Source organism: Kitasatospora sp. NPDC043949 (assembly GCF_056435365.1).
The window spans coordinates 1-25,233 of record NZ_JBWKEQ010000047.1 but is presented as its reverse complement, the minus strand read 5'-3'; the positions used below and the strand labels follow the sequence as shown (position 1 = coordinate 25,233).

The window sequence follows — 25,233 nt, the reverse complement described above, 5'->3', positions numbered from 1 at the left end:
GAGAAGCGGGGAAGAAGATGTTCCCTATCAACCTGGGGAAACCCTCAAGACGGGGCGCGGTGGGGCCCCCCCCCCCCCCCCCCGGGTCCCCACCCCCCCCCCCCCCCCCCGCCGCCGACGGTGCATCAGATGACGTGCAGGACCCACGCGTGGTTGGCGAGGTCCTCGTCACGCTTGAACTTCTTCACGATCGCCTTGATCATCTTCATGGGTATTCTCCCTTTCCGAGATTGCGGGCACAACGGAACAAGCGCCCGCGGCTTGGCGGAAATCCGACATTCCGGCCTGGAAGTCGAACTGGCTTTCATCTAACTCCGGACCTCAAGCGAAAGCTAGGTCCCTGACGGTCTTTTGACAAAGGATTCCCTGTTCCTCTGGTCGAGTGTGCGTCGCATTAGATGGCCGATCGTTATAACTTCCCGAGGCGCGCGGTGGGGGACCATATCGGTATGGAACTGAGGATTGAGGCCACCGACCTGCCGGGGCGTGAGTGTGCCGCCGCGCCGGGCTTCCCGGGCTACCGGGACCTGCACGTCGCCGTCCAACGCCGGGGTCGCCCGGCCGAGCTGCTCGACCTGTTCCCCGGTGACGCGCCGCGCGCCCACTGGTCGCTGGAGTGCGAGGCGAGGCCGACACCAGGAGGAGTGGACCTCACCGGCCGGTACGTGCAGGGCGGTCCCGGCGCCCGGTTCGTCTACCTGAACTGGGTGACCGGGAACGGGGACGGCCGGGCGCTGTTCCGCCGGGCCAAGCTGCTGCTGGCGGCGGTCGACCGGGAGGTCGCCGAGGCGGCGGTGGAGCGCGGCGTCCTGGTGGCCCGGCTGCGCCTGACGGACGCCAAGGGCCACCCGTTGTGCGCCGCCGTCCGCCCGCCCGTGGTGACCTGGTCGGCGGAGGGCTGAGTACGCGGCGTCCGAACGCGCGAGGAGGGCCCCGCCGCACGCGGGGCCCTCCTCAACGTTCGGTATGCGCAGGTCAGTTGTACGTGGTGGTGACGGTCACGCCGCCGAAGCCCTGCTGGGCGTAGAGGCTGAAGTACACCCAGCCGGACGGCGGGTTGGTGATGGTGAGGGTCTCGCCGTTGCCGGCGTTGGTGGACTTGGCCAGGTTCGACCCGGTGGTGGCCCACGCACCCCCGTTGTAGTAGAGGTCGGCGTTGCCGGTGCCGCCGCTGGTGGTGATGGTCAGCTGCTTCACGCCGGCGGGCAGGTTGAGGAAGCTGTAGCTGTAGTTGCCGGTGGTGGCGGCGACGCCGTCGCGGCGGCAGTTCTTGTCGTACTGCCGGGTGTCGCCGGCGGTGCAGAGCGGGGCCTGGCTGGTGGGCAGGCTGCCGCAGTTGTCGGCGCCGCAGGCCTTGAGCCAGGTGGCGAAGTCGGCGTCGTACGAGGTGCCGATGGTGGTCTTGAGGAGGGCGCGGGCGCCGTTCCAGTCGCCGACGCGGTACTTGGCGAGGAGTGCGTCGACGTCCTGCGGGTGCGACTGGAGCATGTAGCGCACCGCCAGGTAGCCCCAGTTGTAGACCTTGGTGGAGTCGGAGTTGTCGTAGGTGTTGTCGAAGAGGGTGCTCAGCGCGTAGGTGCCCTTGGCGGCCTGCGCGACGGCGTCGTCGTAGTGGACGCCCCGGTAGCTGTACGAGACGTACTCGGCGAGGCCCTCGACCCACCAGACGGTCGGGGTGGTCATGCCGGCGGCGAAGTCGCCGTAGAAGTCGTAGCGGCCGTCGAGGTAGTGGGTGTACTCGTGGTTGAGGTTCCAGATCTGGAAGGCGGGGCGCAGCCAGGAGGCCTCGTGCGCGATGAAGCGGGCCTGGTTGCCGGCCTTGGCCGGGTCGCCCTCCTCGTACATGCCGCCGTTGTCGACGGCGATGCCGTACATCTCCCAGGCGTAGAGGCTGTACTCGTAGTAGTCGTCGAAGACGACGACCTCAAGACTGGTGTTGTTGTCGTTGGCGACCGGGCCCTTGTCCTTGACCACCTGGTGGAAGAACTGGTCCTCGTTGATCAGGCTGGTGCAGGTGTCGGCGAGCTGCTGCGCGGTCATGTCCTGGGCGCGGATGCGCAGGTTGGCGTTGCAGGTGTGGTCGACGGTGAGCACGAGCGGGACGAGCCGGGCGGGCAGGTCGCAGGTGCCGTAGTAGCTGCAGTTGCCGGTGTCCTTCTTCTCCGCGAACCAGACCAGGTTCATGGTGAGCGGACCGGTGGCGCCGACCAGCGGGTAGCGGTTGATCAGGTCCTTGACGATCGGCCGGCCCTGGGCCTTGGTGGCGTCGTTGGCGACCAGGTTGCCGATCTGGATGCCGATCGAGGTGACCAGGTCGGAGCCGTTCAGCTGGGAGCTGTTGCGGGTGACGAAGGACGCCATGGCGGTGGCGAAGGAGGGGTCGGCCTGGAGGGCGGCGGTGAAGGCCGGGAGGTCGAAGCCGCGCTCGATGACGGTCTTGGTGTTGCCGACGGCGTCGGCCATCGAGCCGGTCCAGGAGCCGGTGTAGTCGTTGAGCAGGCCCTTGACGACGCCGGTGTAGCGGGCGTTCTCCTGGGCGCTGTCGATCAGGGTGACGGCCTCGGCGAGGGTCGCGCCGTTCGCCTCGGTGACGTCCTTGCTGTGCGGGGCGGCGAAGAAGCCGTCCAGGGCGCCGCGGATGGCGGTCTGGAGGGTGGTGCCGTACGGGCCGACCACGTCCGAGTGGTTCCACTGCACGTAGTAGCCGGCGCGGAGGTAGACCACCAGCTGGCCGGCCGAGGTGGAGTCGTCGCCGGGGTAGGCGGCGGACACGTCGCGCAGGGCGTTGGCGACGGTGGCCATCTGCGCCTCGTTGAACGCGCCCTTGGCGTCGTTGCCGGTCAGGTTGTACAGGGTGTTGATGCAGCCGAGGTCGGCGGCCTTGACCTGCTGGACGAGCGCGGCACCGGTGTTGCCGGTGAAGGCGGACACGTTGCAGGCGGCGGCGGGGGCGGCGGAGAGCTGCTTGGCGGCCTTGGCGGCGTGCGCACCGGTGGCGCTGCCCGCCGCCGGGGCGGTCGCCTTGGCCTGCTGGTCCGCGGCCAGCGGGCGGGCGTCCTTCGGAGTGTCGAGGGACTTGGGCACCGGGACGGAGCGCGGCGCCGCCGCCTTGCCGGCCTGGGCCTTGAGGGTGGTGGTGGAGTCGGCCGTCGCGGCGTGTGCCTGCGGGGCGAACAGGCCGAGAGCGAGGAAGAACGCGGCGCCGAGCGCGGGCAGTTTCCGCGCCTGGGCCGTGGTTATCCGGAAGGGACGCATCTGTGGGGGCCTCCGGGGCCGTTGAGGGTTGCCGTGCGGTTGGGGGCACACGGGTTCCTGATGTGTGACATGTAAAATGGCACAGTGATTGCGGCCGGGGGAAGGCTTGGGAACGGATTCGCGTCGGGCGAGATCGAACCGTTGCCGGATCAACACGCCGTCAGGCCGGCGACGGGGGTGCGATCCGGAGCAAAAGCGGTGAAACCATCAGGCTGCGGCAGTCCGCGCCAACGGCGTCAACGCCGCGAACTCCAGCGGCGCCGACGGATCCACCGACAGCTCCGCCGGAGCCGGCTCGGCGCCGGAGCGGACCAGCAGGTCGCCGATCGCCGCCACCATCGCCCCGTTGTCCGTGCAGAGCCTCAGCGGCGGCACCCGCAGCGTGATCCCGGCCGCCGCACAGCGCTCCTCGGCCAGCGACCGAACCCGGGAGTTGGCCGCGACCCCGCCGACCACCACCAGGGTGCCGATCCCGTGATCGGTGCAGGCCCGCACCGCCTTGCGGGTCAGCACGTCGGCGATCGCCTCCTGCAACCCGGCCGCCGCGTCCGGGACGTACGGGTCGGAACCGCCCGAGCGCTGCGCCTCCACCCAGCGGGCGGCGGCCGTCTTGAGTCCGGAGAACGAGAACGCGTACGGGTCGTCCCGCGGTCCGGTCAGCGGCCGCGGCAGGCGGACGGCCGTCGGGTCGCCGTCCCGGGCGGCCCGGTCGATCGCCGGCCCGCCGGGGTAGGGGAGGCCGAGGATCCGGGCGACCTTGTCGAAGCACTCGCCGGCCGCGTCGTCCAGGGTGTCGCCGAGGTGGACGATCGGATCGCGGGCGAGGTCGCGCACCAGCAGCAGCGAGGTGTGCCCGCCCGAGACGATCAGCACCACGCAGGGGTTCGGCAGCGGCCCGCCGTCCAGCGTCGCGGCGGCGACGTGCCCGGCCAGGTGGTGCACCCCGTACAGCGGGACGCCGAGCGAGAACGCGTAGCCCTTGGCCGCGGCCACCCCGACCTGGAGCGCCCCGGCCAGCCCCGGACCGGTCGTCACCGCGACGGCGCCGACGTCATCGAGTGTCAGCCCGGCCCGCGCCAGCGCCTCGCCGACCACCGGCGCCATCGCGTGGACGTGCGCCCGGGCGGCGATCTCCGGCACCACCCCGCCGAAGCGGGCGTGCTCGTCCATCGACGACGCCACCGCCTGCCCGAGCAGTACGCCGTCCCGGACCAGACCCGCGCCGGTCTCGTCGCAGGAGGACTCGATCCCCAGCACCACCGGTGACCCTGTCACAGTCACTCACCCTCATCACTCATTACATGCACTCGCGACCATTGTGCCCGACGAGACGTGAGGAATAAGCAGGAGCCCATGCTTCGTTCCTGCAACTCATACGCAATAGTGTTGTCCCGGCACGATCATCACTGTTCATCGAAAGGGGCTGTGTCCCAGCATGGGCACCTACTCGCTTCCCGACCTGCCGTACGACTACTCCGCGCTTGAGCGGGCGATGTCCCCCGAGATCCTCGAACTGCACCACTCCAAGCACCACGCCGCCTACGTCAAGGGTGCGAACGACACCCTGGACCAGCTGGCCGAGGCGCGCGACAAGGAGCAGTTCGGCGGCCTGGTCGGCCTGCAGAAGACCTTCGCCTTCCACCTGTCCGGCCACGTGCTGCACTCGCTGTTCTGGCAGAACCTCTCCCCGGAGGGCGGCGACCGCCCCGAGGGCGAGCTGGCCGACGCCATCACCGAGCACTTCGGCAGCTTCGAGGCCTTCCGCAAGCAGCTCACCACCGCCACCACCGGCGTGCAGGGCTCCGGCTGGGGCATCCTCTCCTGGGAGCCGCTGGCCAAGCGCCTGATCGTCGAGCAGGTCTACGACCACCACGGCAACGTCGGCCAGGGCACCACCCCGCTGCTCGCCTTCGACGCCTGGGAGCACGCCTACTACCTGCAGTACCGCAACGTCCGCCCCGACTACGTCGAGAAGCTCTGGGACGTCGTCAACTGGCAGGACGTCTCGTCCCGCTTCGCGGCCGCCAAGACCGCCTGACCCGCACTAGGTGAACGGCCCCGGACCGGTCGGGCGGTCCGGGGCCTTCCTCGGGTCAGGAGAGCTGCAACAGCGCCTTCCGGTGCCGCCAGGCGAGCCGCAGGAGCGCCGCGCCGGCGGGCTGCATCGGCTCGGTGGTGGTGAGGCGATCCACCTGCTCGGTCGTGAACGGGATGCCGGCCGAGCGTCCCGTGGCGTCCTCGAGCCCGACGCGGTGGCCCTCGTCGTTCGTCGAGACGATGCGCCGGAACGTCTCGTCGAACAGCTCGGCGTCGAACACGGCCACGGTGAGCATGTCGGTGACGAAGGTCAGCGGATCCATCCCGAGGCCCAGCCAGAACACCCGCAGGCGGCCGTCCTCACGTGCTGCGGTGAGCGACCTGTTGAGCGGCCAGGCGGCGTAGCCGATCGGCGCCCTGTCGCTCCCGTAGTCCTCGGCGTCACCGAGCAGTTCCTCGCTCAGCTCCCGCAGGATCGCCCGCCAGAGGTCGAAGTCGTTCCCCTCGTTCCACGGCGCGTCGTGCGAAGCCTGGAACATCCCGACCGGCATCACCTGGAAGAGACCCCCGCCGCTGGCGACCTTCTCGGGATCACGCCAGTGCAGCACGAACTCCGCTTCGCCGGTCCTGCGATCGTGCCGGATGGTCAGCGTACTGATGGCCGCCATGACCGGCCGGCGCGCGAGGTCGGTCGGATCGCCGATGGCAGCGCGGAAGGGCGTGGCGGCCCCGCCCGCCAGGACTGCCGCCGCGTACTCGTGCGCAACGGCCTCACAGATGTCGATCACGTCGAAGTACCGGCCGCGGCCGAAGGCCAGCGTCGGACCGCCCGCAGACGTCCCGACATCCAGCAGGCGGTAGCAGCTTCGATCCTCGAACAGCCTGGGCCTGGCAAGCTCCCGCACCGCGTCGGCGTAGCGGCGGTAGGCCGTTCCGCTCCTCCGGCGCGGGCGGATGCGGTCGAGCTCCGGCTCACCGCCGTCCAGGTCGGCCTCCGGCGCGTCCGGCTGCCAGCGCAGTCGGACGCGTTCCAGCGGCACCGGCTGCTCCGGAATCCAGTGCCGCCGAGCCAGCAGCGGAGTCCCCGGGACCAGCCGTTCGGGAGTGCTCTCGGCAAGGAGCCGATTGGTCAACTCGAAGCGGTGGTCGTTCAGGAAGCTCCGTACCCATCGCCAGTGCTCCCGGCTGTCGGACGGGCCCGGTCGGTCGTCTGCCACGGTTCACCCTAACGCCGAGGCTCGTTCGTCGAGTTCCTCGACGCCCCGGCGATCCACCACGTCCCTCCGGCTCAGCTCGACACCTGATCCACGGTACCGACAATTCCGCTCCTTGCGTGACCAGTTGTCGGCTTGTTGACCACCTGGAACATCCGATCGGTTCCAGGCAGGCAGCCCCGGACCGGCGGTCCGGGGCCGTGCTGAATGAGACGGGCAATCCACTCCGCTACGGCAGGGGCCACGTATTCGTCGGGTCGTCCAGCCAGGCCTGATGGCCTCCGGGGCCGATGGTGAGGCCGAGGCGGCTCGGCCCGGGGCGGTCGTTGTCCAGCCACCAGCGGTGGGCGGCCTCGACTTCGTCCCACAGGCGGCGCGGGCCGTGCTGCCACACCGTGTACCGCTCGGTGTTCTCGGTGCCGTCCCAGTCGACGGCGGCCCAGGAGCCGCCGTCGGTCGTGGCCACCCAGAGGCGGGTCTCGATGTCATCGAGATCGGGGTCGTGGTGCCAGGCGTACCAGAGGTCGCCGAGGCGGTGCCCGAGGGCGAACTGGGTCTCGAACTCCGAGTCGGCGACGGCCCAGGGGTCGAGCGTGGTCGTGGACTCGTCCGGCACGTGCTCGTCCATGACGACGTCCCGGAACAGCAGTAGGTCCCGACGCTGGTTGCGCATCAACATGAAGGCACTGTCGGCGGTGTACCGCCCGATGGCGGTACCGTCGCCGGTGACGGTCAGGCGGAGGAGCCCGCCGCAGCTCCACTCGTCGTACCAAGGGGTGAGGATTTGCCCGCCGGGCCTGGTCTGGCTGATCCATTCGCCCGGAACGCGCTTCACGGAGCAGGTGGCCATGATCCGGTCGAACGGCGATGCGACGTTCCAGCCGAGACTTCCGTCGCCGCAGACGACGGTGGGTGCGTAGCCGGTGGCGTCGAGGTTGGTCCGGGCGCGGTGGGCCACGGCGGCGTCGATCTCGATCGTCGTCACGTTCGCCCCACCGAGGCGGTGGGAGAGCATGGCTGCGTTGTACCCGGTGCCCGCGCCGATCTCAAGAACCCGCATCCCCGGTGCGATGTCCAGGAGTTCGAGCATCTGAAAGACGACCGACGGCTCGGAGGCCGAGGACGAAGGCCACGCATCGCGTACATCCGTCGGCTCGTCTCCGTCGTTGACCTGTGTCACTACGGGAATGTCCGAACTGGCGGCGGCGAACCAGCGGTCGGGCTCACGGTCACGGTCGCAGAGCTGGTAGCCGTCACCGTCGGCAAGCCAGATCCGGTCCGGGAGGAAACGATGGCGCGGGGTCGCCTGTGCGGCCCTTCGCCACTCATCGGACACATCGTGGCCGAGAGAGCGGGATACGGCCCGGAGCAGGCCGTTCGTGGCGGCCTGCTCCAGGTCGTTCTGCCGGCTCTTCACTTCCCGTCGCCGTCCTTGCGGTGCTTGCCGGCAGACGACCCGGACGAGGTGTCCGGGGTCGACTTGTCCTTCCCGAAGTCCTTCCGGTCCTTGTTCGCGTGCTTGCCCTGCCCGCCGTCGTTGCCCCCGCTGCCGCCACCGGAGCTTCCGTCCTTGCCGGTTCCCCATCCCATGGGTGCCTCCTGCCTGTTTTCTTCACGATGGTTGTCGCGTGGAGCGCTTGCCCAGGTGTACGGACGTGACAGTTACCGACTGGCGTGCCCCCGGGCCGGTACGCTCCTTGATGAGAGCGGGGCCGCCGTCGCAGGGAGCGAGACCCACCGACGGGTCTCCGACCGCTCTCGGTCGGGGACGCCTACGACGGTAGGGTCCCGGAGTCAGAACCTGAAGTGACCACGAGTACACGTACGTCGGCACGGACTCCCGAGGTGGGGGGCTCTCATGCAGTCAAGCCAACAGCCTTCCCTGACTGTCGGTCAGGGAAGGCCTCGGCGCCCGCGCGTGGGCATCATCTCCGGGTACGTCTTTCGGGTGATCCGAGAACAGCACGGTGCCACCCAGGACGAGTTCGCCGAGCGGCTGGCCGTGTCAAGCGACACGATCGCCGGGTGGGAGAGTGGTCGGCGCCCACTCACGGCCTTACCTGTCGGGCAGATGCTCACCTACCGCCATCGGCTGATGCAGATGGGCACAGCGCCCGCACTCCTCCAAACACTGGAGCGATCCTTCGAGGCGGACATCCTGCTCGCCGGCATCGTTGAGGAGAAGTCGTCGGCTGCCGGGAGCCCCCTCGGGGCGATGGTGATACGGCGCGACCTCGTGGAGATTCTCATGTGGCCGCTCAGCGGTGCAGCGCCGAAGGCCGTTCGCGACCTCCCGACCCCGCCGCGTCCACGAAAGGGCCCAGCGCCGACCGGACCGGAACTTCCCGCCCCCGACCGCCCCCGGTTCTACGCCCACCTGCGGCGCGCGGCCGAGGAAGCGCGTGGAACGGACCAGTTCCTCGCCCGCCGCCAAGCGCTGTACCTGGCCGGATACGATGAGCAGGGCGACATGCGGGAGTGGCTCGCGCACCAGCAGCGCTCCGAGCAGCCGAGCGACTGGCTGAGCCGCTGGCTCAACTCCCGTTCCGTTGCCATGGTCTCCGCCCGCCACGGTGACCGCGATCGGATCAGCCACTTCATCGAAACGGCCCTCGCCGATGAGGCGGGCGCGCTGGCGAACCTCAACTACTGGGCGTACTGGATCGGCGAGGCCCCGTACCTCGAACTCTCCGACGACTTCATCGCTGCCCGGTCGCCGGGCCCGTGGCCCGGCGACAAGCTCCTCGCGCACCTCGTTCAGGGGCTCGGCCCGCACTGCGGGTACGCCGAGTTGAACATCCACAGTGTGTGGTCACTGCTCCAGATCCGGCCGGATCTGCTGCGCTCCGGAACTGCGGCCCGCGCCCTGCGCGAACGGCTCCCGGTGCTGTTGGATGGTCGGGAGCTGTCGCGGCGAGGGCGACGCGAGCTCGACAGCATCCGCTACGCGATCCGCCTTGTCGAGGCGTGAGAGGAGCCAGACAGTGACAGACGACCTGACGCCGGTGGCCAGGTTCCTGTTCGAAGCCGGGACGCTCAAGCAGACCAAGCGCACGGGCTGGTGGATGGCCGGCGTCCGCGATCCCGAATCGGTCGCCGAACACTCCTGGCGAACCGCGTTGATCGCTTCGATCATCGCCAAGCTGGAAGGCGCGGACCCGGCGCAGACCGCCTTCCTCGCGGTCTGGCACGATTCCCAGGAGACGCGCACCGGGGACGTCAACCATCTGGGGAAGATGTACGCACCCGGCGCCGATCCGGCGGCGGTGACGGCCGACCAGGTCGGCGGCATGCCGGAGATCCTCGCCTCCACCATCCGGGATCTCGTCGCGGAGTACGAAGCGAAGGACTCTCCGGAGGCGGTCTGCGCGAGGGACGCCGACAAGCTGGAGTGCCTGATCCAGGGCGTCGAGTACAAGGCGCAGGGCTATGCGAACGCCCAGCGCTGGATCGACAACAGCCGTGGCCGTCTCACCACGAAGACCGCCAACGCACTCGCCGACGCCGTCCTGGCAACCGACTCCCTCGGCTGGCTCCGTGCTGCCCTCGGCGAGAAGTCGAGCTGACGCGGGTCGTGGATCACGCCTTGAAGGCGGCACCTCGCAGGTGTCGGTCTCAAAGCGGAAGTTCGATGTGATGGTGGACGGCGCCGAGCGCGTGATCTGACGGAGGGGCGAGGATGGCGATCGAAGCGGAGCTCAAGGCGGTCGTGCGCGACCCGGAAGGCGTGCGCGAGCAACTGGAGGCCCGGCACGGTGCCGGCCGCGCCGAGGTCTACCGCGACACGTACTACGACGCGCCGGACGGCAGCCTGATGGGCACCGATCGCGAGTTGCGGATCCGTACCGTGCACAGCCCGGACGACACGCGCACGGTGCTCACGTACAAGGGGGCCCGGGTGGACGAGGCGTCCGGGTCGAAGCCGGAGTCCGAGACGAAGGTCGAGGACGCCGATGCCGCGCACGAGATCATGCGGGGCCTGGGCTTCACCCCTCGCATCGCGTTCGAGAAGCGGTGCCGCAACTACGGCTTCCAGCGCGACGGGAGGCGCCTGCTCGCCACGCTCGTTCGCGTTCCCGAGTTGGACGACGCCACGTTCATCGAGGTCGAGACGACGGCCGCCACGGAGGCTGACCTCGCGCCGGCCCTCGCCCTCGTCCGTGCGGTGCTGGCCGAACTCGGCATCAGGAAAGTCGACTTGACCACCGATCTGTACACCGACACGGTCGCGGCGGCGCGACCTGCCTGACTGGCAGGCCTCATTCCGCATTCACCGGCGCGCTCCCTGAGGCCACAGCACCTCAACCGGCACGCCGTGCTGGCGGGCGTAGGCGACCACGTCCGCCGTCCCGCCGTAGCCGCGGGCCGGCAGGCCGTCCCAGACGGCGAGGAGCTTGTCGACCTGGGCTACCAGGACCTCGCTCCCCGCCATGTGCGCGGCTTCGTCGGACTCCACCCGGCCTGTTCGGTGAACGGCGTTGGCACTGCTCAACAGCCGGTCGTAGACGGGGTGATGCCAATCTGGTAGCCCGTCCCGGTACTGATCCGCGGGAATGACGACCTCTAGCCGCGCCCCCCGTTCGAGCGCGATCTCCGCGATCCACGCGTCCGGCCCGTCCGCGATGCAGGACACGATCGTGAGCCGAGGCGGGTCCTCTCCCGCGAGAGCGTCTTCGAGCAGCCGTCGAACCTGCTCCTCCACCCCGGCCGCCAGCCCCCGGTGCCCGGTGACTCCGATTCGCACTGCGATCCCTCCCTAGAGATAGACACCGTGCAGGCGTTCGTCGAACTCCCTCACGGCCCTGGACGGCGAGGAAGTGCTGAACGACCGTCGAAGTGCGCGGCCTCTCTCGACGATTCGACCTGAACGGTACTGGAGACCGATCTCCAGAGCTTGCGTGGCGAGGGCGAATGCCGCCTTGATCCGTCCTGCGGCCAGATGGCCTGCTGCAATGTCCAGCAACAGCAGAGCGCGTTGCTTCGCATGACTGGTCGCCGGGACCGGGATCGCTGTTTCTGATGCCCACCTGGAGAGTCCGAGTTTCGCGCCGCAGGTCACTCTGGCAGCGGCCACCTTGGACTCGTCGAAGGTGAACACCCAGGGCCACGGGGGTGGTTCTTCCCGGATGTCTGCCTGAAGAGCAGCTCGGCTACGTGTCAAGGCGTGGTCGGCACTGCGCTGGTCGCCTGCGGCTGCGTGCCCGAGGGCCTCAACCGATGAAAGCCACGCGTCGGCGACTGTGGGAAACGCAGGCTCCAGGAAGCTGCGGGCCCGCTGGGTGAGACTGAGCGCCTGGACTGCGTTGCCGGTGTGAGCTTCGAACTGTGCGAGGCTTCCGGCCTGGTACGCGGCAAGCAGCGGGTGTGCTCCTGACCGCGCGGCTTTGATTGCAGCCCCGTAGAACGACCGCGCGGACCCGTAGTCTCCCATGTCCCACGCCAGCCAAGCGGCCAGGCTCGCCGCCTCACTCGCGACGGCGGCGAGCCTGATTCGATGAGCATCGGTCCGTGCCGCGCCAATCAACCCTTGGATCAATCGCAGATGGGAGTGGGCGACATCGGCAAGCTCCCGTGAGGGTGTCGATCCGTCCAGTCGACGGTAGGAGGTAGTGGCGACTCGGAGTGCGACAGCTTGCTGCTCGACCTCGTCTGTGGGTCCCGCGGCGGCTGTTACTGAAGTTGAATTCGTGATGTCGCTCGGATGGGTGAAGCAGTAGCGTTCGCCTGCCGTTGGAGGGTTGGTCCCGGTAGTCGTGTGCTGTGAGGTATGCACAGGGTGGCGGTTTGACCGACGCGGAGAGGGCCGCGCGGGAGCGGATCCGACGGCAGGCCGTGGATCGCTTCGAGGGCGGTGAGAAGAATCGGGACATCGCGGCCGCACTGCGGGTGAGTGTGCGTTCGGTGGAGCGCTGGCGTCGGCAGTGGCGCGAGGACGGCGCGGCAGGAATCGCCTCGAAGGGTTCGCCGGGTCGTCCAAAGCTTTCCGATGCCCAGATCATGAGGCTGGAGCGGGAGTTGGAGCGTGGGCCGCTTGCCCACGGCTGGGACGACCAGCGATGGACCTTGGCTCGGGTGAAGACGCTGATCGGCCGGATGTTCCACGTTTCCTACACCGTGGAGGGCACGTGGGTCCTGCTCAAGCGGCACGGCTGGTCCTGGCAGCAGCCGGCCCGCCGGGCCATCGAGCGTGATGACGCGGCCGTCGAGTTGTGGAAGAAGGAGACGTGGCCGCGGGTAAAAGCGCCGCGGCGGCCCGCGAGGCCTGGCTTGTCTTCGAGGACGAAGCCGGGCAGTCGATGAGGCCGCCGCGCGCCCGGACCTGGGGTCGGGTCGGCTGCACGCCCGTGGTTCGGGTGCGCGGCCGAGGAGGCGGCCGGGTCTCCATGGCGGGGCTGAGCTGCTACAAACCCGGTCAGCGCTCGCGGATGTTCTACAGCTTCCACGTCTACCGGGGCCGCAAAGGTGAGAAGAAGGGCCTGACCTGGCAGGACTACCGGGCCCTGCTCATCCGGGCGCACATCCAGCTCGGCGGTCCGATCGTGCTCGTGTGGGACAACCTGCGTGCCCACCTGATGCCGCCGATGCAGGAGTTCATCAAGGCGAGCAAGGACTGGCTGACCGTCTTCCAACTCCCCTCGTACGCTCCCGACCTCAACCCGCAAGAGGGCGTCTGGTCGCTGGTCAAGCGCACCATTGGCAACCTCGCCGCCGCCGACATCGACCAACTCGCCCGAGCCGTCAAGCGCAGCCTGAAGAGACTCCAGTACCGCCCTCACCTCATCGACGGATGCCTCGCCACCACCGGCCTGATCATGGATGGCTGACCAGATCTCAGACCGACATCACGAATTCAACTTCAGTAGTACGGGGGATGCCGCGATTGCTGCGGCTGCTCCCAGGAATTGACGTCTTTCCACGCTCTCAGTTCCGATTCGCGTCTGAACCGTAGTTTCGGCGAGGCCGAGCAGAGCTGCTGGAATTCCCAGGTGCTGCGACAGTCGCAGCAGCACGTCCATGGCATAGGGGGCGATGCCTCGCTTCTCCAGTCGCGAGATCGCTGATTGTGAGAGTCCACATGCCTCGCCCAGCTGCACCTGCGTCATGCGCCGGTACATTCGAGTCAGCTCGATGATCTTGCCGTAGTTCCTCATCCGGGAGGCATCCCGGATCGCTGCCGAGTTCCAGTTCAACAGCCCACCCCAACGCTACGAGGCCTGCCAGGTCACATGATGCAATCCGATGCGTTCCTGGCATATCCGTATGCGGGCGCCGCATGATCAATGGTCTCACAACTGTGACGGGTTGTTGACTGGCAGTGATGAATTGGCTTGTGCGTTGGTGTCTCGGCTGCTGCCGAGACACCAACGTCTGGCCCTGTGCTGGCAGTTGTGCCCGGATGGCTCGGAGGGTTCGGTTCGGTGGTGGTCAGTCCACACAAATGTGGTGGCGGCCCGTGCCGGGGGTGGTCATTCTGGGCGGATGGGTGATCGTGCGAACTTCGTCGTCGTCCGCGAGAGCGGTGAGTTCGAGCTGTACCTGTCGCGGTTCGGGGCGGTAGGAATCGACCTCGACCTCCTGGCCGGGCCGGCGGAGGCTCTCTCGATGGTCCGGCACCTGAGAGCGGTCGACTGGTGGCTGGACGATGTGCACTGCCAGGGTGCGGCACTGATCGACCTCGGCCGGAAGGTGTTGATGCTGTTCGCCTGGGAAGGGCCGAGCGCCGAGATGCGCCACCGGGCAGCCACGCTGGAACTGTTGCAGGAGGCGTGGGCGGGGTGGGACGTCCGGTGGATGTACGACGGCCCGGCCGAGCTGCGGACGTACCTGGGGCTGGACCCCGAACACGTCCGTGCCCGTGGGTGCGGGATTGCGGTGGGGCCGCTGCTCGAACCGGGCGACGAGGAACTGGCTGACCCCGAGCCGATGGTTGCGGTGGTGACGGTCGGGACGGAGCACTGCTACGTGTTGGCGAACGTCAACGACCATCCGGTCCGGGAGGGGGCTGCGCTGCTCGACCGACTGGCGGGCGGCCCCGAGCACGGGGTCTGCCGGGCGTCGGCCGATGCCGGCATCCACGTCGATCCGCTGCGCCGGTGGGTGGGCTGGTGGGTGCTCGGGGCGGCGGCGGAGGCGTACGAGATGCCGCGGCGATGGCCCGGTTGGACGGTGGAGTTCTGGCAGGACCGCTGGGAGGAGCACGTACTGGCGGCGCCCGGACGCTTCTCGCCGCCGCCGGTCGACCGCGCGAGGGCGCTGGCGGACGTACGGGCAGCGGCCGAACGCTGTCGAGGGGCGTGAACCCGCCCGGCGCCCGCCGGGTCGGTCCGGCCGGCTCCACCCCTCTTGCCGAGCCGTCAGGCACCGATGTGCATACTTGCCGGACGATCAGCAGGACGTAGAGGTGATGACGCGGTGAAACTGGCTGAAGCGCTCGCGCAGCGCGCGGCTGCGGTGCGGCAGGTGGAGCAGTTGCGGGCGCGCGTCGTCGGCAGTGCGCGCTACCAGGAGGGCGAGGAACCGGCCGAGAGCGCGGCGGAGGTCCTGGCCCAGGCCGGGGAGGTGCTGGACGAGCTGGAGCGGCTGATCCGTCAGATCAACCGGACCAACTCCACCTCGCTCATCGAGGGCGGCGGCACGCTGACCGACGCCCTCGCCCGCCGGGACGTCCTGCGGCTGCGCCACTCGGTGATCACCGCGGCTGCCGACGCCGCCTCCGGGCGCGACCAGCGGGGAGCCGTACGGCAGTTGCGGTCCGAACTCAGGATCCTCTCCGCCCTGCCGGTCGCCGAGCTCCATGCCCAGGCGGACGCCCTGGCGAAGGAGATCCGCGAGGTGGACACCCTGATCCAGCGCACCAACTGGGAGATCGACCTGATCGAGGACTGACCCCACAAGCTGGGTGTGGGAAGCAGGTAGTCGCCACGGAGGCGTGCACACACCGCGGGCCGGCGGTTCATCCGGCCCCTGGCGCGTGAAGAGCAACGCAGGGGTTCGATTCCTCACCGAACAATGCAGCTCAGCATCGCGTACAGGTGACAGAGCACACCGCACAGCTCACCACCACGTGCAGATCCGGGCGGCGAGGGCGGGAACGGGGCGCCCCACACCCGGTGCGAGGGCCGTGCACACCAGCACGGCCCTCGCACCTGTTCCTCCCCGGAGCCACCCGAGAAGCGCCTCCCGTCAGGGCGTGCCGAACAAGCCGAAGAAGCTGTCCAGGATCTGCTGCGCGGCGAGCCCCGCCGGCATGGTGCCGGCGCGGACCCGGGCCTCCAACTCGACCGAGAGCCGCCGCACTTCGGGGTGTTCGTGCAGCCGCGCGTAGAGCTGGTCGTGGACCATCGTCCAGGTCCATTCGACCTGCTGGTCCCGCCGCTTCGCGGCCAGCGCGCCGGTGGCGTCCAGGACCTTGCGGTGTTGCTGCAACCGTTCCCACAGCACGTCGAGTCCGGCGCCGTCCCGCCCGCTACAGGTCAGCACTGGCGGCGTCCACGCTGCGTCGGGGGCCTGCAACAGCCTTAGGGCGCCCGCGAGTTCGCGGGCCGCGGCGCGAGCATCCGTCTCGTGCGGCCCGTCCGCCTTGTTGACGGCGATGACGTCGGCCAGCTCCAGGACGCCCTTCTTGATGCCCTGCAACTGGTCGCCGGTGCGGGCCAGGCTGAGCAGTAGGAAGGTGTCGACCATCCCGGCGACGGCGGTCTCGGACTGGCCGACTCCCACCGTCTCGATCAGGACCACGTCGTAGCCGGCGGCCTCCATCACCACCATGGACTCCCGGGTGGCCTTGGCGACGCCGCCCAGCGTCCCGGAGGTGGGCGAGGGGCGGACGAAGGCGTGCGGGTCGACGGCGAGGCGTTCCATCCGGGTCTTGTCGCCGAGGATGGAGCCGCCGGTGCGGCTGGAGGTGGGGTCGACGGCGAGCACCGCGACCCGGTGGCCGAGCCCCGTGAGCATGGTGCCGAAGGAGTCGATGAAGGTCGACTTGCCGACACCTGGCACGCCGGTGATGCCCACCCGGACCGCGCCGCCCGCGTGCGGCAGCAGCCGTTGGAGCAACTGCTGCGCGAGCGCGCGGTGGTCGGGCCGGGTGGACTCGACGAGGGTGACGGCGCGCGCGATCCAGGCGCGCGAGCCGTCGAGGACACCCGTCACATAGCTGTCGAGGTCGATCGTCCGCGGAGGCATACGATCAAAATCTCACAGCTCGTGGCCGAGATCGGCCGCCAGCGAGGTGAGCAGGTCGTAGGCGGCGTCCGGGATGACGGTGCCCGGCGGGAAGACCGCCGCCGCTCCCGCCTCGTACAGCGCGTCGAAGTCCTGCGGGGGGATCACCCCGCCGACCACGATGGTGATGTCCTCCCGGCCGGCCTCGGCGAGCGCGGTGCGCAGCGCGGGGACCAGGGTGAGGTGCCCGGCGGCGAGCGAGGAGACGCCGACGATGTGCACGTCCGCCTCGACGGCCTGGCGGGCGACCTCGTCGGGGGTCTGGAAGAGCGGGCCGACGTCCACGGTGAAGCCGAGGTCGGCGAAGGCGGTGGCGATCACCTTCTGGCCGCGGTCGTGGCCGTCCTGGCCCATCTTGGCGACCAGGATCCGCGGGCGCCGGCCGTCGGCCCGCTCGAACCGCTCGACCAGGTCGCGGGTGCGCTGGAGGGAGGCCGAGGGGCCCGCTTCGTCTCGGTACACACCGGAGATGGTACGGATCTGGCCGCTGTGCCGGCCGTACACCTTCTCCAGGGCGTCCGAGATCTCGCCGACGGTGGCCTTCGCCCGGGCCGCGTCGACGGCCAGGTGCAGCAGGTTGCCGTCGAGCGAGCCGCCGCGCTGCGGGCCGGCCTCGGCGGCCCGGGTGAGCGCGTTCAGCGCGTCCTGGCAGACCGCCTCGTCGCGCTCCTCGCGCAGCCGGCGCAGCTTCTCGATCTGGCGGGCGCGCACCGAGGAGTTGTCGACCTTGAGCACGTCGATCTGCTCGTCGCTGTCCACCCGGTACTTGTTGACGCCGATGACCGGCTGGCGGCCGGAGTCGATCCGGGCCTGGGTGCGGGCGGCGGCCTCCTCGACGCGCATCTTCGGGATGCCCGCGTCGATGGCCTTGGCCATGCCGCCAGCCGCCTCGACCTCCTGGATGTGCTGCCAGGCACGGCGCGCCAGGTCGTGGGTGAGCTTCTCGACGTAGGCGGAGCCGCCCCACGGGTCGATGACCCGGCAGGTGCCGGACTCCTGCTGGAGCAGCAGCTGGGTGTTGCGGGCGATCCGGGCGGAGAAGTCGGTGGGCAGGGCCAGCGCCTCGTCGAGCGCGTTGGTGTGCAGCGACTGGGTGTGGCCCTGGGTGGCGGCCATCGCCTCCACGCAGGTGCGGGTCACGTTGTTGAACACGTCCTGGGCGGTGAGCGACCAGCCGGAGGTCTGCGAATGGGTGCGCAGCGACAGCGACTTGGCGTTCTTCGGGTCGAACTGCTTGACCAGCTTCGCCCACAGCAGCCGGGCCGCGCGCAGCTTGGCGACCTCCATGAAGAAGTTCATGCCGATCGCCCAGAAGAACGACAGCCGCGGCGCGAACGCGTCGACGTCCAGGCCCACGTCCAGGCCCGCGCGCAGGTACTCCACCCCGTCGGCCAGGGTGTAGGCCAGCTCCAGGTCGGCGGTGGCCCCGGCCTCCTGGATGTGGTAGCCGGAGATGGAGATGGAGTTGTACCGGGGCATCTTCTGCGAGGTGTACGCGAAGATGTCCGAGATGATCCGCATCGACGGCTGCGGCGGGTAGATGTAGGTGTTGCGGACCATGAACTCCTTGAGGATGTCGTTCTGGATGGTCCCCGCCAGCTTCTCGGGTGCCACCCCCTGCTCCTCGGCGGCCACGATGTACAGGGCCAGGACGGGCAGGACGGCGCCGTTCATGGTCATCGACACCGACATCTTGTCCAGCGGGATGCCGTCGAAGAGTTGGCGCATGTCGTAGATCGAGTCGATCGCCACGCCCGCCATGCCGACGTCGCCGGTGACGCGCGGGTGGTCGCTGTCGTAGCCGCGGTGGGTCGGCAGGTCGAAGGCGACCGAGAGGCCCTTCTGGCCGGCCGCCAGGTTGCGGCGGTAGAAGGCGTTGGACTCCTCGGCGGTGGAGAAGCCCGCGTACTGGCGGACGGTCCACGGCTGGTTGACGTACATGGTCGGGTACGGCCCGCGCAGGTACGGGGCGATGCCCGGGTAGGTCTCCAGGAAGTCCAGGCCGGCCAGGTCCGCCGTGGTGTACAGCGGCTTGACGCCGATGCCCTCGGGGGTGTCCCAGACCAGCTCGTCGACGTCCTTGCCGGTGGACTGCCGCCAGGCGGCCCGCCACTGGCCGTCGGTGACGTCCCCGGAGGGATCCCCGTTCAGCCCGATTCCGGTGAAGTCGGGGATCATCGTGCCACTCCGATCTGGTCGAGCAGGGAGGTGAGGACGGCGATGGCGTCCCCGCCCGCGTGGATGAACTCGTCTACTCCTGCCGGGGTTTCGCCGAGCCGACCGGCCAGCAGCACCCGTTGGGCTCCGGCCGCCCTCAGCGCGCCGGCGACGGCCTCGGCGTGCTCGCCGTACTGCGCGTCGCCGGAGCACAGGCAGGCGGCGGTGGCGCCGGAGGCGGTGAAGGCCTCGGCGAAGGCGGCCGGGTCGACGGACTCCAGCGAGGTCGTCGCGATGCCGCCGGCCTGGAACAGGTTGGCGGCGAAGGTGGTGCGCGCGGTGTGCGCGGAGGCGGTGCCGATCGAGGCCAGGAACAGCTTCGGCCGCTCGCCGGTGGCCGCGAGCTGCGCGTCCGAGCGGTCGCGCAGCGCCTCGTACGCCTCGGCGCGGCGCACCTGCGGCAGCCCGCCGCCCGGTGCGGCCGGGGCCGGCTCGCGGACCAGCGGCTGTTCGTCCAGGTGCGGGAACTCGCTGACGCCGGTGACGGGTTCACGCCGCTTGGCGAGCTTGACGGAACGCTCCGCCCAGGTCGCGGCGATCCGCTCGCGGACCGTCCCGTCGGTGAGCGCCGCCTGCTGGCCGCCGGCCCGCTCGATCTCCTGGAACCAGGCCCAGGCGGCCGCCGCCAGCTCCTCGCTCAGCTGCTCGACGTACCAGGAGCCGCCGGCCGGGTCGATCACCCGGGCGAGGTGGGACTCCTCCAGCAGGATCGACTGGGTGTTGCGGGCGATCCGGCGGGCGAAGGAGTCCGGCAGGCCGAGGGCGCTGTCGAAGGGCAGCACGGTGACGGCGTCGGCGCCGCCCACGCCGGCGGCGAGGCAGGCGACGGTGGTGCGCAGCATGTTCACCCACGGGTCGCGGGCGGTCATCATCACCCGGGAGGTGACGGCGTGCTGGCGCTGCGCCGAGGCCGCCGCGGAAGCCCCCGACACCTCGGCGACGCGGGACCAGAGGCGGCGCGCGGCACGGAACTTGGCGATGGTGAGGAACTGGTCGGCGTCGGCCGCGTAGCGGAATTCCAGCTGGCCGAGCGCGGCGTCCACCGACAGCCCGGCGGCGGTGAGCGCCCGCAGGTAGGCGACGCCGGTGGCGAGCGAGCAGCCCAGCTCCTGGGCGGGCGAGGCGCCGGCCTCGTGGTAGGGCAGGGCGTCCACGGTCAGCGCCCGGACGCCGGGGTACTCGGCGGAGCAGCGGGCGGCCAGCGCGGTGGCCTCGGCGAGCAGCGCGGTGGTGCGTCCGGTCTCGCCGGTGCGGGCCTGGAGGCCCAGCGGGTCGGCGCCGAGGTTGCCGGCGGCGGCACCGGGGGAGACCTCGCGCTCCTCGTACAGGGCGAACAACTGCTCGGCGGCGGCGGTGAATTCGGGCCCGGCGTCGAGTGCCACGGCGGCCAGGTCGAGGTACACGCCGGCCAGCGTCTCGGGCAGGGCCGTGACGGGCAGGCCCGCGCCGCCGAGCTCCAGCCAGAGCGAGCCGACGCCGTTCTCCAGATCGGCCAGGACCGCCTCGTTGGTGCGCCGCCGGTCCGGGTCGGTGTGCCGCTGGCGGACGTCCCAGCCGGCGACGGCGGCGCCCTGCGGCCGGCCGCCGCGGACGAACGGGGGGAAGCCGGGGTAGCCGGCTTCGGCCGGGGCGTCCTCGGCGGTGTACAGCGGGCGGGCGCGCAGCCCGTCCGGGAGTTCGGTGGTGAGCGCCCGCTCGGCGGCGGCGCCGTCCGCGGGGTGCGCGCCGGACTTGCGCAGCACGCCCTCGACGAGCTGCTGCCACTGCTCGCGGTGTGCGGCCGGGAATTCGGCGGCGAGGGGGAGCCCTTCGGGCAGGACGTTCATGACCGCAGGTTAGCGCTCGTTCGCAGGCCCGCAGGAGGGGCGGTCCGTGTGACCTTTCCCTCGATTTGGCACGTTCTCAGCACTCCGGGCGGCGAGGAGTGCCGCGGACGGCGGCACCCGAGGTCAACGTCGGTGCCGGGGGCCACGATCGATCGCCAGGGACGGCCCGGAACAGGGGGATTGCGGAACCCCTCCACTCATCTATTAAGTTACTTCGAAGAAGGTGGGTGGGGACCGAACCCCCGTAGGTCCTCGCCCGCCTTCGCCGTCCCCTGCCGTCCCCCGAAGGAGAGCCCCCCGCCATGGGAAAGCGTCGCAAGCCCAGCCCCCCGAGCCGGGCCCGCATGGCGGTCCTCACCACGGCCATGGCCGGCGGCGCCGTCCTCGCCTCCGGCACCGCCCACGCCGAGCCCGCCCCCAACCTGGCCTCCGTCAAGGAACAGGTGGACAAGCTCAACGAGGAGGCGGAGCAGGCCGTCGAGCAGTTCAACGGCTTCCAGGAGAAGCAGCAGAAGCTCCAGGGCGACGCCAGCAAGATCCAGGAGAAGGTCGCCCGCGGGCAGGAGGCGATGAACGAGCTGCGCTCCCAGCTCGGCGCGGTGGCCGCCGACCAGTACCGCACCAACGGCATCGACCCGTCCTTCCAGCTGATGCTCGACTCCGACCCGGCCGCCTACCTGGAGCGCGCCTCGGTGCAGAACCACCTCGCCGACTCCCGGATATCCCTGCTCAAGCAGGCCCAGAACGAGCAGCGCAAGCTCGACCAGGACCGCGCCGAGGCCACGGCCACCCTGGCCCAGCTCGACTCCGTCGGCACCGAGCTGGGGGAGAAGAAGAAGCAGATCCAGGCCAAGCTCGCCCAGGCACAGGGCATGCTCAACAAGCTGAGCGCCGAGGACCGCGCCAAGATCAACGCCCAGCAGAACGCCGAGAAGGCCAAGGCCGAGGCCCAGGCGGCGTCCGCCGCCGACCGGGCCTCCCGCTCCTCGGAGCGCCAGAACATGAACACCCCGGCGCCGCCCGCCAGCGGTCGAGCCGCCGCCATCCTCCAGTTCGCCTACGCCCAGCTCGGCAAGCCCTACGGCTGGGGCGCGACCGGCCCCAGCAGCTTCGACTGCTCCGGCCTCACCGGCGGCGCCTACCGCTCGGCCAACGTCAAGCTGCCCCGGATGTCCCAGGACCAGTGGAACAGCGGCGCCCGCGTCCAGCGCGCCGACCTCCAGCCCGGCGACCTGGTCTTCTTCTACCCCGACATCCACCACGTGGGCATCTACATCGGCGACGGCAAGATGATCCACGCCCCGCGCACCGGCAAGAACGTCGAGGTCCTCCCGATCAGCGCCATGCCGTACGTGGGCGCCGTCCGGCCGTAGGAAGTCCGACACCGGCAGTCCGGCAGCCCGCTCCCGCCTCGGCGGGGGCGGGCCTTCGCGTTCTCCGGAGCCGCCCGGTCGGTCCTCCTCGTGTGGCGGAACGTGGAAACAGGACCATCTGGAAGTACTTGCCCCTACAGTCTCCCCACACCCCCAGGGTCGTCACGGAGAGGGAGCACCATGGCTGACACGCCCGCGCCCCGGAGCATCGAGAGCTACGGCTACCAACAGGAACTCCGCCGGTCCCTGACCTTCACCGACCTGCTCGTCTACGGGCTGGTCTTCATGGTGCCGATCGCACCGTTCGGCATCTTCGGCGGCGTCTTCCAGGGCTCCGGCGGCATGGTCGCGCTGGCCTACGTCCTGGGCATGGTCGCGATGATGTTCACCGCCCTGTCCTACGCCCAGATGTCGCGGGCCTTCCCGATGGCCGGCTCGGTGTACACCTACGCCGGGCGGGGCATCGCGGCGCCGGTCGGCTTCCTGTCCGGCTGGATGATCCTGCTCGACTACGTGCTGGTGCCGGGGCTGCTGTACCTGGTCGCCGGTGTCGCCATGAACTCGCTGGTCCCGTCCGTCCCGGTGTGGCTCTGGCTGGTCGGCTTCGTGCTGCTCAACACCGTGGTCAACTACCTGGGCATCGAGACCACCTCCAGGGTCAACAAGGCGATGCTGATCGGCGAACTCGTCGTGCTGGCGCTGTTCGTGGTGGTCGGCGTGATCGCGCTCGCCTCCGGCAAGGGCCGGGGCTTCGACTTCACCCCGCTCTACAACGCGCACACCTTCTCGTGGAGCCTGGTCTTCGGCGCGGTCTCGATCGCGGTGCTCAGCTTCCTCGGCTTCGACGGGATCTCCACCCTCTCGGAGGAGAACCGGGACTCCACCAAGGCCGTCGGCCGGTCGATGGTCGCCGCGCTGCTGCTCGCGGGCACGCTGTTCATCGTGCAGACGTGGGTGGCCTCGCTGCTGGTGCCGGACCCGGACGCCCTGATCCGGGACGGCGATCCGAACGGCACCGCCTTCTACGACGCGGCCCGCACCGCCGCCGGCAGCTGGCTCGCCACGCTGACCGCCGCCTCCACCGCCGTCGCCTGGGGCTTCGCCAACTCCCTGGTCGCCCAGGCCGCCACCTCGCGGCTGCTGTACGCGATGGCCCGGGACCGCCAGCTGCCCGCCTTCCTGGCCCGGATCCACCCCGAGCGCCGGGTGCCGGTCAACGCCACCCTGCTGACCGCCGCGATCTCGCTGCTGCTCGGCCTCTACATGGCCTCGCGTGACGACGGCATCACCCTGCTGAGCACCCTGGTCAACTTCGGCGCGCTGACCACCTTCCTGGTCCTGCACGTCGCCGTCATCGTCCACTACCTGATCCGCCGACGCAGCAAGGACTACTGGCGCCACCTGATCGCGCCGGTCCTCGGCTTCGCGATCCTCGCCTACGTGGTCGTGAACGCCAACATAGCGGCCCAGCGGCTCGGTTTCGTCTGGCTGGCCGTCGGCGCGGTCGTGCTGGCCGGGCTGGTGGCCACCGGCCGCAAGCCCCGACTGGCCGTCATCGAGCCCGGATCGGCCGTCGAGCCCGGATCCTGCACCGAGCCCGGATCCGGCACCGAGCCCGATCCCGCCACCGGGCCCGAATCCGCCACCGGGCCCGAATCCGCCGTCGATGCGCCCACCACCCGCGAGGAGAACCCGTGAGCCTGCCCGAGACCGTCCAGCTGGCCCCCGCCCCGGCCGACTACGCCTACACCTTCGGCGGACGCGCACCGCTCGTCACCGTGCGGCCCGGCACCATCGTCGAACTGACCACCGAGGACTGCTTCGGCGGCAAGGTGCGCGGCACCGGCGACCTGCCCAGCCAGGTCTGCGTCTTCCCCTACCTCAACCCGGTCACCGGGCCGATCGCGGTGGCGGGCGCGGAGCCCGGCGACGTCCTCGCGGTGCACTTCGTGGAGATCACCCCGGCCCGGGAGTACGGCGTCTCCAGCACCTTCCCGCACTTCGGCGCGCTGACCGCGACCCACAGCACGGCGATGCTGCACCCGCCGCTGGAGGAGCGGGTCTGGGTCTACGACCTGGACCTCAAGGCGGGCGTCTGCCGATTCCGGGCCCGGAACAGCGACTTCACGGTGGACCTCCCGCTCGACCCGATGCACGGCACCGTCGGGGTCGCCCCGGCGGCCGGCGAGGTGCTGGCCTCGATCACGCCGGGCGCGCACGGCGGCAACCTGGACACCCCCGAGATGCGGGCCGGCACCACCGCCTACTTCGGGATCAACGTCCCGGGCGGGCTGCTCGCCATCGGCGACGGCCACGCCCGTCAGGGGGAGGGGGAGGCGTGCGGGACGGCGGTGGAGGCGGCCATGCGCACCACCGTGATCGTCGACCTGGTCAAGGGCGGCGGACCGGCCTGGCCGCGGCTGGAGGACGACCGCTTCCTGATCAGCACCGGCTCCGCCCGCCCCCTGGAGGACGCGTTCCGGATCAGCCAGCACGACCTGGTCGGCTGGACCGGGCACCTGCTCGGCCTGGACCAGCTCGACGCCTACCAACTGGTCAGCCAGGCCGGGCTGGCGCCGGTCGCCAACGTCTGCGACACCAACTACACGATGGTCGCCAAGTTGCCGAAGAGCCTGCTCGGGCGGGTCCGCGCCTACGACGGCCTGCACGACCGCCTGCGCGAAACCGCCGAGGCGTACCTGCGGCACCGCTAGTGTGATGCGCCACAAATCATGAGGGTAAGTTGATACCCTTTTATGGTGTCGCATCCTGGGCCTTCTGCCGTGGTGATCTCGCTGTCTGAGGACGAGCTCGCCGAGTTGCTGCGTCGGGCGGGGTCCTGGGACCGAAGAGCCGCTGAACGGGCCCGGATCATCCTGGCGTGTGCTGACGGTATGTCGAATTCCGCTGCTGCAAAGCTCGTTGGCGTTCAAGACAAGACGGTGCGCAAGTGGCGTGGCAAGTTCGCGGCCGAGGGGCTGGCCGGCCTGCAGGATGCGGGCCGCATCGGCAGGCCGAAGGCCGACCTGGTCCTCAGTGAGGCCGAGTGGGACCAGTTGACGCGTTGGGCGAGGCGGGCGAAGACCG

General features: G+C 70.0%; 23 protein-coding genes. 12 read left to right on the top strand and 11 right to left on the bottom strand.

What is annotated here, in order from left to right; genetic code table 11:
• The first annotated feature begins 449 nt into the window (after nt 1-449).
• Nucleotides 450-902 (top strand): DUF5990 family protein, encoded by a 453-nt coding sequence (locus AC07AL_RS29980; protein WP_363587060.1) that lies wholly within the window; start codon nt 450-452, stop codon nt 900-902.
• A 73-nt stretch (nt 903-975) separates the two neighbouring features.
• Here AC07AL_RS29980 and AC07AL_RS29975 read toward each other — a convergent pair whose 3' ends face one another.
• Nucleotides 976-3,255, bottom strand: a complete 2,280-nt coding sequence (locus AC07AL_RS29975) for a M9 family metallopeptidase (RefSeq protein ID WP_478318881.1) — start codon at nt 3,253-3,255, stop codon at nt 976-978.
• A gap of 207 nt (nt 3,256-3,462) precedes the next feature.
• Nucleotides 3,463-4,515 (bottom strand): tRNA (adenosine(37)-N6)-threonylcarbamoyltransferase complex transferase subunit TsaD, encoded by a 1,053-nt coding sequence (gene tsaD, locus AC07AL_RS29970; RefSeq protein WP_363587079.1) that lies wholly within the window; start codon nt 4,513-4,515, stop codon nt 3,463-3,465.
• 175 nt (nt 4,516-4,690) lie between these two features.
• Between tsaD and AC07AL_RS29965 the strand changes: the two genes are divergently transcribed.
• A complete protein-coding gene (locus AC07AL_RS29965) occupies nt 4,691-5,293 on the top strand; it encodes a superoxide dismutase (RefSeq protein ID WP_363587062.1) in 603 nt (200 codons plus the stop codon).
• Between the two features lie 55 nt (nt 5,294-5,348).
• Here the strand turns inward: AC07AL_RS29965 and AC07AL_RS29960 are convergent, their stop codons facing one another.
• The 3 genes from AC07AL_RS29960 to AC07AL_RS29950 form a co-directional block, all read right to left on the bottom strand.
• Complete coding sequence (locus tag AC07AL_RS29960; protein WP_478318879.1) at nt 5,349-6,509, bottom strand: helix-turn-helix domain-containing protein; 1,161 nt, start codon at nt 6,507-6,509, stop codon at nt 5,349-5,351.
• A 226-nt stretch (nt 6,510-6,735) separates the two neighbouring features.
• On the bottom strand, nt 6,736-7,923 hold the full coding sequence (locus AC07AL_RS29955; RefSeq protein ID WP_478318877.1) for a methyltransferase domain-containing protein: 1,188 nt from the start codon (nt 7,921-7,923) through the stop codon (nt 6,736-6,738).
• Nucleotides 7,920-8,096: a hypothetical protein gene (locus AC07AL_RS29950; RefSeq protein ID WP_363587065.1), complete on the bottom strand. Its 177-nt coding sequence runs from the start codon at nt 8,094-8,096 to the stop codon at nt 7,920-7,922. Before AC07AL_RS29950 ends, AC07AL_RS29955 begins: the two co-directional genes overlap by 4 nt.
• A 268-nt stretch (nt 8,097-8,364) precedes the next feature.
• Here AC07AL_RS29950 and AC07AL_RS29945 point away from each other — a divergent pair, with 268 nt between their 5' ends.
• The 3 genes from AC07AL_RS29945 (at nt 8,365) to cyaB (ending at nt 10,755) form a co-directional block, all read left to right on the top strand.
• Nucleotides 8,365-9,477, top strand: a complete 1,113-nt coding sequence (locus tag AC07AL_RS29945; protein ID WP_478318875.1) for a helix-turn-helix domain-containing protein — start codon at nt 8,365-8,367, stop codon at nt 9,475-9,477.
• A 13-nt stretch (nt 9,478-9,490) separates the two neighbouring features.
• A complete protein-coding gene (locus AC07AL_RS29940) occupies nt 9,491-10,072 on the top strand; it encodes an HD domain-containing protein (protein WP_363587067.1) in 582 nt (193 codons plus the stop codon).
• A 113-nt stretch (nt 10,073-10,185) separates the two neighbouring features.
• Complete coding sequence (gene cyaB / locus AC07AL_RS29935) at nt 10,186-10,755, top strand: class IV adenylate cyclase (RefSeq protein ID WP_478318873.1); 570 nt, start codon at nt 10,186-10,188, stop codon at nt 10,753-10,755.
• Nucleotides 10,756-10,776: 21 nt separating this feature from the next.
• Here the strand turns inward: cyaB and AC07AL_RS29930 are convergent, their stop codons facing one another.
• Both AC07AL_RS29930 and AC07AL_RS29925 read right to left on the bottom strand, forming a co-directional pair.
• Entirely contained in the window at nt 10,777-11,250 is a 474-nt protein-coding gene (locus tag AC07AL_RS29930) for a hypothetical protein (protein WP_478318871.1), read from the bottom strand.
• Nucleotides 11,251-11,262: 12 nt separating this feature from the next.
• Nucleotides 11,263-12,042, bottom strand: coding sequence for a DNA-binding protein (locus AC07AL_RS29925; RefSeq protein ID WP_478318869.1), 780 nt, complete (start codon nt 12,040-12,042; stop codon nt 11,263-11,265).
• A 224-nt stretch (nt 12,043-12,266) separates the two neighbouring features.
• On the opposite strand from AC07AL_RS29925, the gene AC07AL_RS29920 reads away from it, so the two are divergent.
• Nucleotides 12,267-13,330 (top strand): IS630 family transposase gene (locus tag AC07AL_RS29920; protein WP_478318868.1). Its coding sequence is split into 2 segments (ribosomal slippage): nt 12,267-12,714 and nt 12,714-13,330, totalling 1,065 coding nucleotides; the frame shifts between segments, so codons are not numbered across the junction.
• An 18-nt stretch (nt 13,331-13,348) separates the two neighbouring features.
• Here the strand turns inward: AC07AL_RS29920 and AC07AL_RS29915 are convergent.
• On the bottom strand, nt 13,349-13,696 hold the full coding sequence (locus AC07AL_RS29915) for a helix-turn-helix domain-containing protein (protein ID WP_478318866.1): 348 nt from the start codon (nt 13,694-13,696) through the stop codon (nt 13,349-13,351).
• Between the two features lie 289 nt (nt 13,697-13,985).
• Here AC07AL_RS29915 and AC07AL_RS29910 point away from each other — a divergent pair, with 289 nt between their 5' ends.
• Both AC07AL_RS29910 and AC07AL_RS29905 read left to right on the top strand, forming a co-directional pair.
• Nucleotides 13,986-14,804 (top strand): hypothetical protein, encoded by an 819-nt coding sequence (locus tag AC07AL_RS29910; protein WP_363587071.1) that lies wholly within the window; start codon nt 13,986-13,988, stop codon nt 14,802-14,804.
• Nucleotides 14,805-14,918: 114 nt separating this feature from the next.
• Nucleotides 14,919-15,392 (top strand): DIP1984 family protein, encoded by a 474-nt coding sequence (locus AC07AL_RS29905; protein WP_478318865.1) that lies wholly within the window; start codon nt 14,919-14,921, stop codon nt 15,390-15,392.
• 297 nt (nt 15,393-15,689) lie between these two features.
• Here the strand turns inward: AC07AL_RS29905 and meaB are convergent, their stop codons facing one another.
• The 3 genes from meaB to AC07AL_RS29890 are packed head-to-tail and all read right to left on the bottom strand — an operon-like array spanning nt 15,690 to nt 20,773.
• Nucleotides 15,690-16,691, bottom strand: a complete 1,002-nt coding sequence (gene meaB / locus AC07AL_RS29900) for a methylmalonyl Co-A mutase-associated GTPase MeaB (RefSeq protein WP_363587073.1) — start codon at nt 16,689-16,691, stop codon at nt 15,690-15,692.
• A 12-nt stretch (nt 16,692-16,703) separates the two neighbouring features.
• Entirely contained in the window at nt 16,704-18,908 is a 2,205-nt protein-coding gene (scpA, locus tag AC07AL_RS29895) for a methylmalonyl-CoA mutase (RefSeq protein WP_363587074.1), read from the bottom strand.
• Nucleotides 18,905-20,773 carry a methylmalonyl-CoA mutase family protein gene (locus AC07AL_RS29890; protein WP_478318864.1) on the bottom strand — a complete coding sequence of 623 codons (1,869 nt, stop codon included), beginning with the start codon at nt 20,771-20,773 and terminating at the stop codon, nt 18,905-18,907. Before AC07AL_RS29890 ends, scpA begins: the two co-directional genes overlap by 4 nt.
• A 302-nt stretch (nt 20,774-21,075) precedes the next feature.
• Between AC07AL_RS29890 and AC07AL_RS29885 the strand changes: the two genes are divergently transcribed.
• The 4 genes from AC07AL_RS29885 to AC07AL_RS29870 all read left to right on the top strand — a co-directional run.
• Nucleotides 21,076-22,146, top strand: coding sequence for a C40 family peptidase (locus tag AC07AL_RS29885; protein ID WP_478318863.1), 1,071 nt, complete (start codon nt 21,076-21,078; stop codon nt 22,144-22,146).
• A gap of 180 nt (nt 22,147-22,326) precedes the next feature.
• Nucleotides 22,327-23,844: an APC family permease gene (locus AC07AL_RS29880; protein WP_478318862.1), complete on the top strand. Its 1,518-nt coding sequence runs from the start codon at nt 22,327-22,329 to the stop codon at nt 23,842-23,844.
• Complete coding sequence (locus tag AC07AL_RS29875; protein WP_478318860.1) at nt 23,841-24,860, top strand: acetamidase/formamidase family protein; 1,020 nt, start codon at nt 23,841-23,843, stop codon at nt 24,858-24,860. The genes AC07AL_RS29880 and AC07AL_RS29875 overlap by 4 nt, the downstream gene beginning before the upstream one ends.
• Nucleotides 24,861-24,929: 69 nt before the next feature.
• Nucleotides 24,930-25,233: helix-turn-helix domain-containing protein (locus AC07AL_RS29870; protein ID WP_478318859.1), on the top strand; the 304-nt coding region annotated here is incomplete at its 3' end.

Coding starts and splice junctions, on each gene's coding strand:
- AC07AL_RS29980 (WP_363587060.1), top strand. CDS start 450: ATGGAACTGAGGATTGAGGCCACCGACCTGCCGGGGCGTGAGTGTGCC.
- AC07AL_RS29975 (WP_478318881.1), bottom strand. CDS start 3,255: ATGCGTCCCTTCCGGATAACCACGGCCCAGGCGCGGAAACTGCCCGCG.
- scpA (WP_363587074.1), bottom strand. CDS start 18,908: ATGATCCCCGACTTCACCGGAATCGGGCTGAACGGGGATCCCTCCGGG.
- cyaB (WP_478318873.1), top strand. CDS start 10,186: ATGGCGATCGAAGCGGAGCTCAAGGCGGTCGTGCGCGACCCGGAAGGC.
- AC07AL_RS29885 (WP_478318863.1), top strand. CDS start 21,076: ATGGGAAAGCGTCGCAAGCCCAGCCCCCCGAGCCGGGCCCGCATGGCG.
- AC07AL_RS29950 (WP_363587065.1), bottom strand. CDS start 8,096: ATGGGATGGGGAACCGGCAAGGACGGAAGCTCCGGTGGCGGCAGCGGG.
- AC07AL_RS29965 (WP_363587062.1), top strand. CDS start 4,691: ATGGGCACCTACTCGCTTCCCGACCTGCCGTACGACTACTCCGCGCTT.
- AC07AL_RS29880 (WP_478318862.1), top strand. CDS start 22,327: ATGGCTGACACGCCCGCGCCCCGGAGCATCGAGAGCTACGGCTACCAA.
- AC07AL_RS29910 (WP_363587071.1), top strand. CDS start 13,986: ATGGGTGATCGTGCGAACTTCGTCGTCGTCCGCGAGAGCGGTGAGTTC.
- AC07AL_RS29945 (WP_478318875.1), top strand. CDS start 8,365: ATGCAGTCAAGCCAACAGCCTTCCCTGACTGTCGGTCAGGGAAGGCCT.
- meaB (WP_363587073.1), bottom strand. CDS start 16,691: ATGCCTCCGCGGACGATCGACCTCGACAGCTATGTGACGGGTGTCCTC.
- AC07AL_RS29890 (WP_478318864.1), bottom strand. CDS start 20,773: ATGAACGTCCTGCCCGAAGGGCTCCCCCTCGCCGCCGAATTCCCGGCC.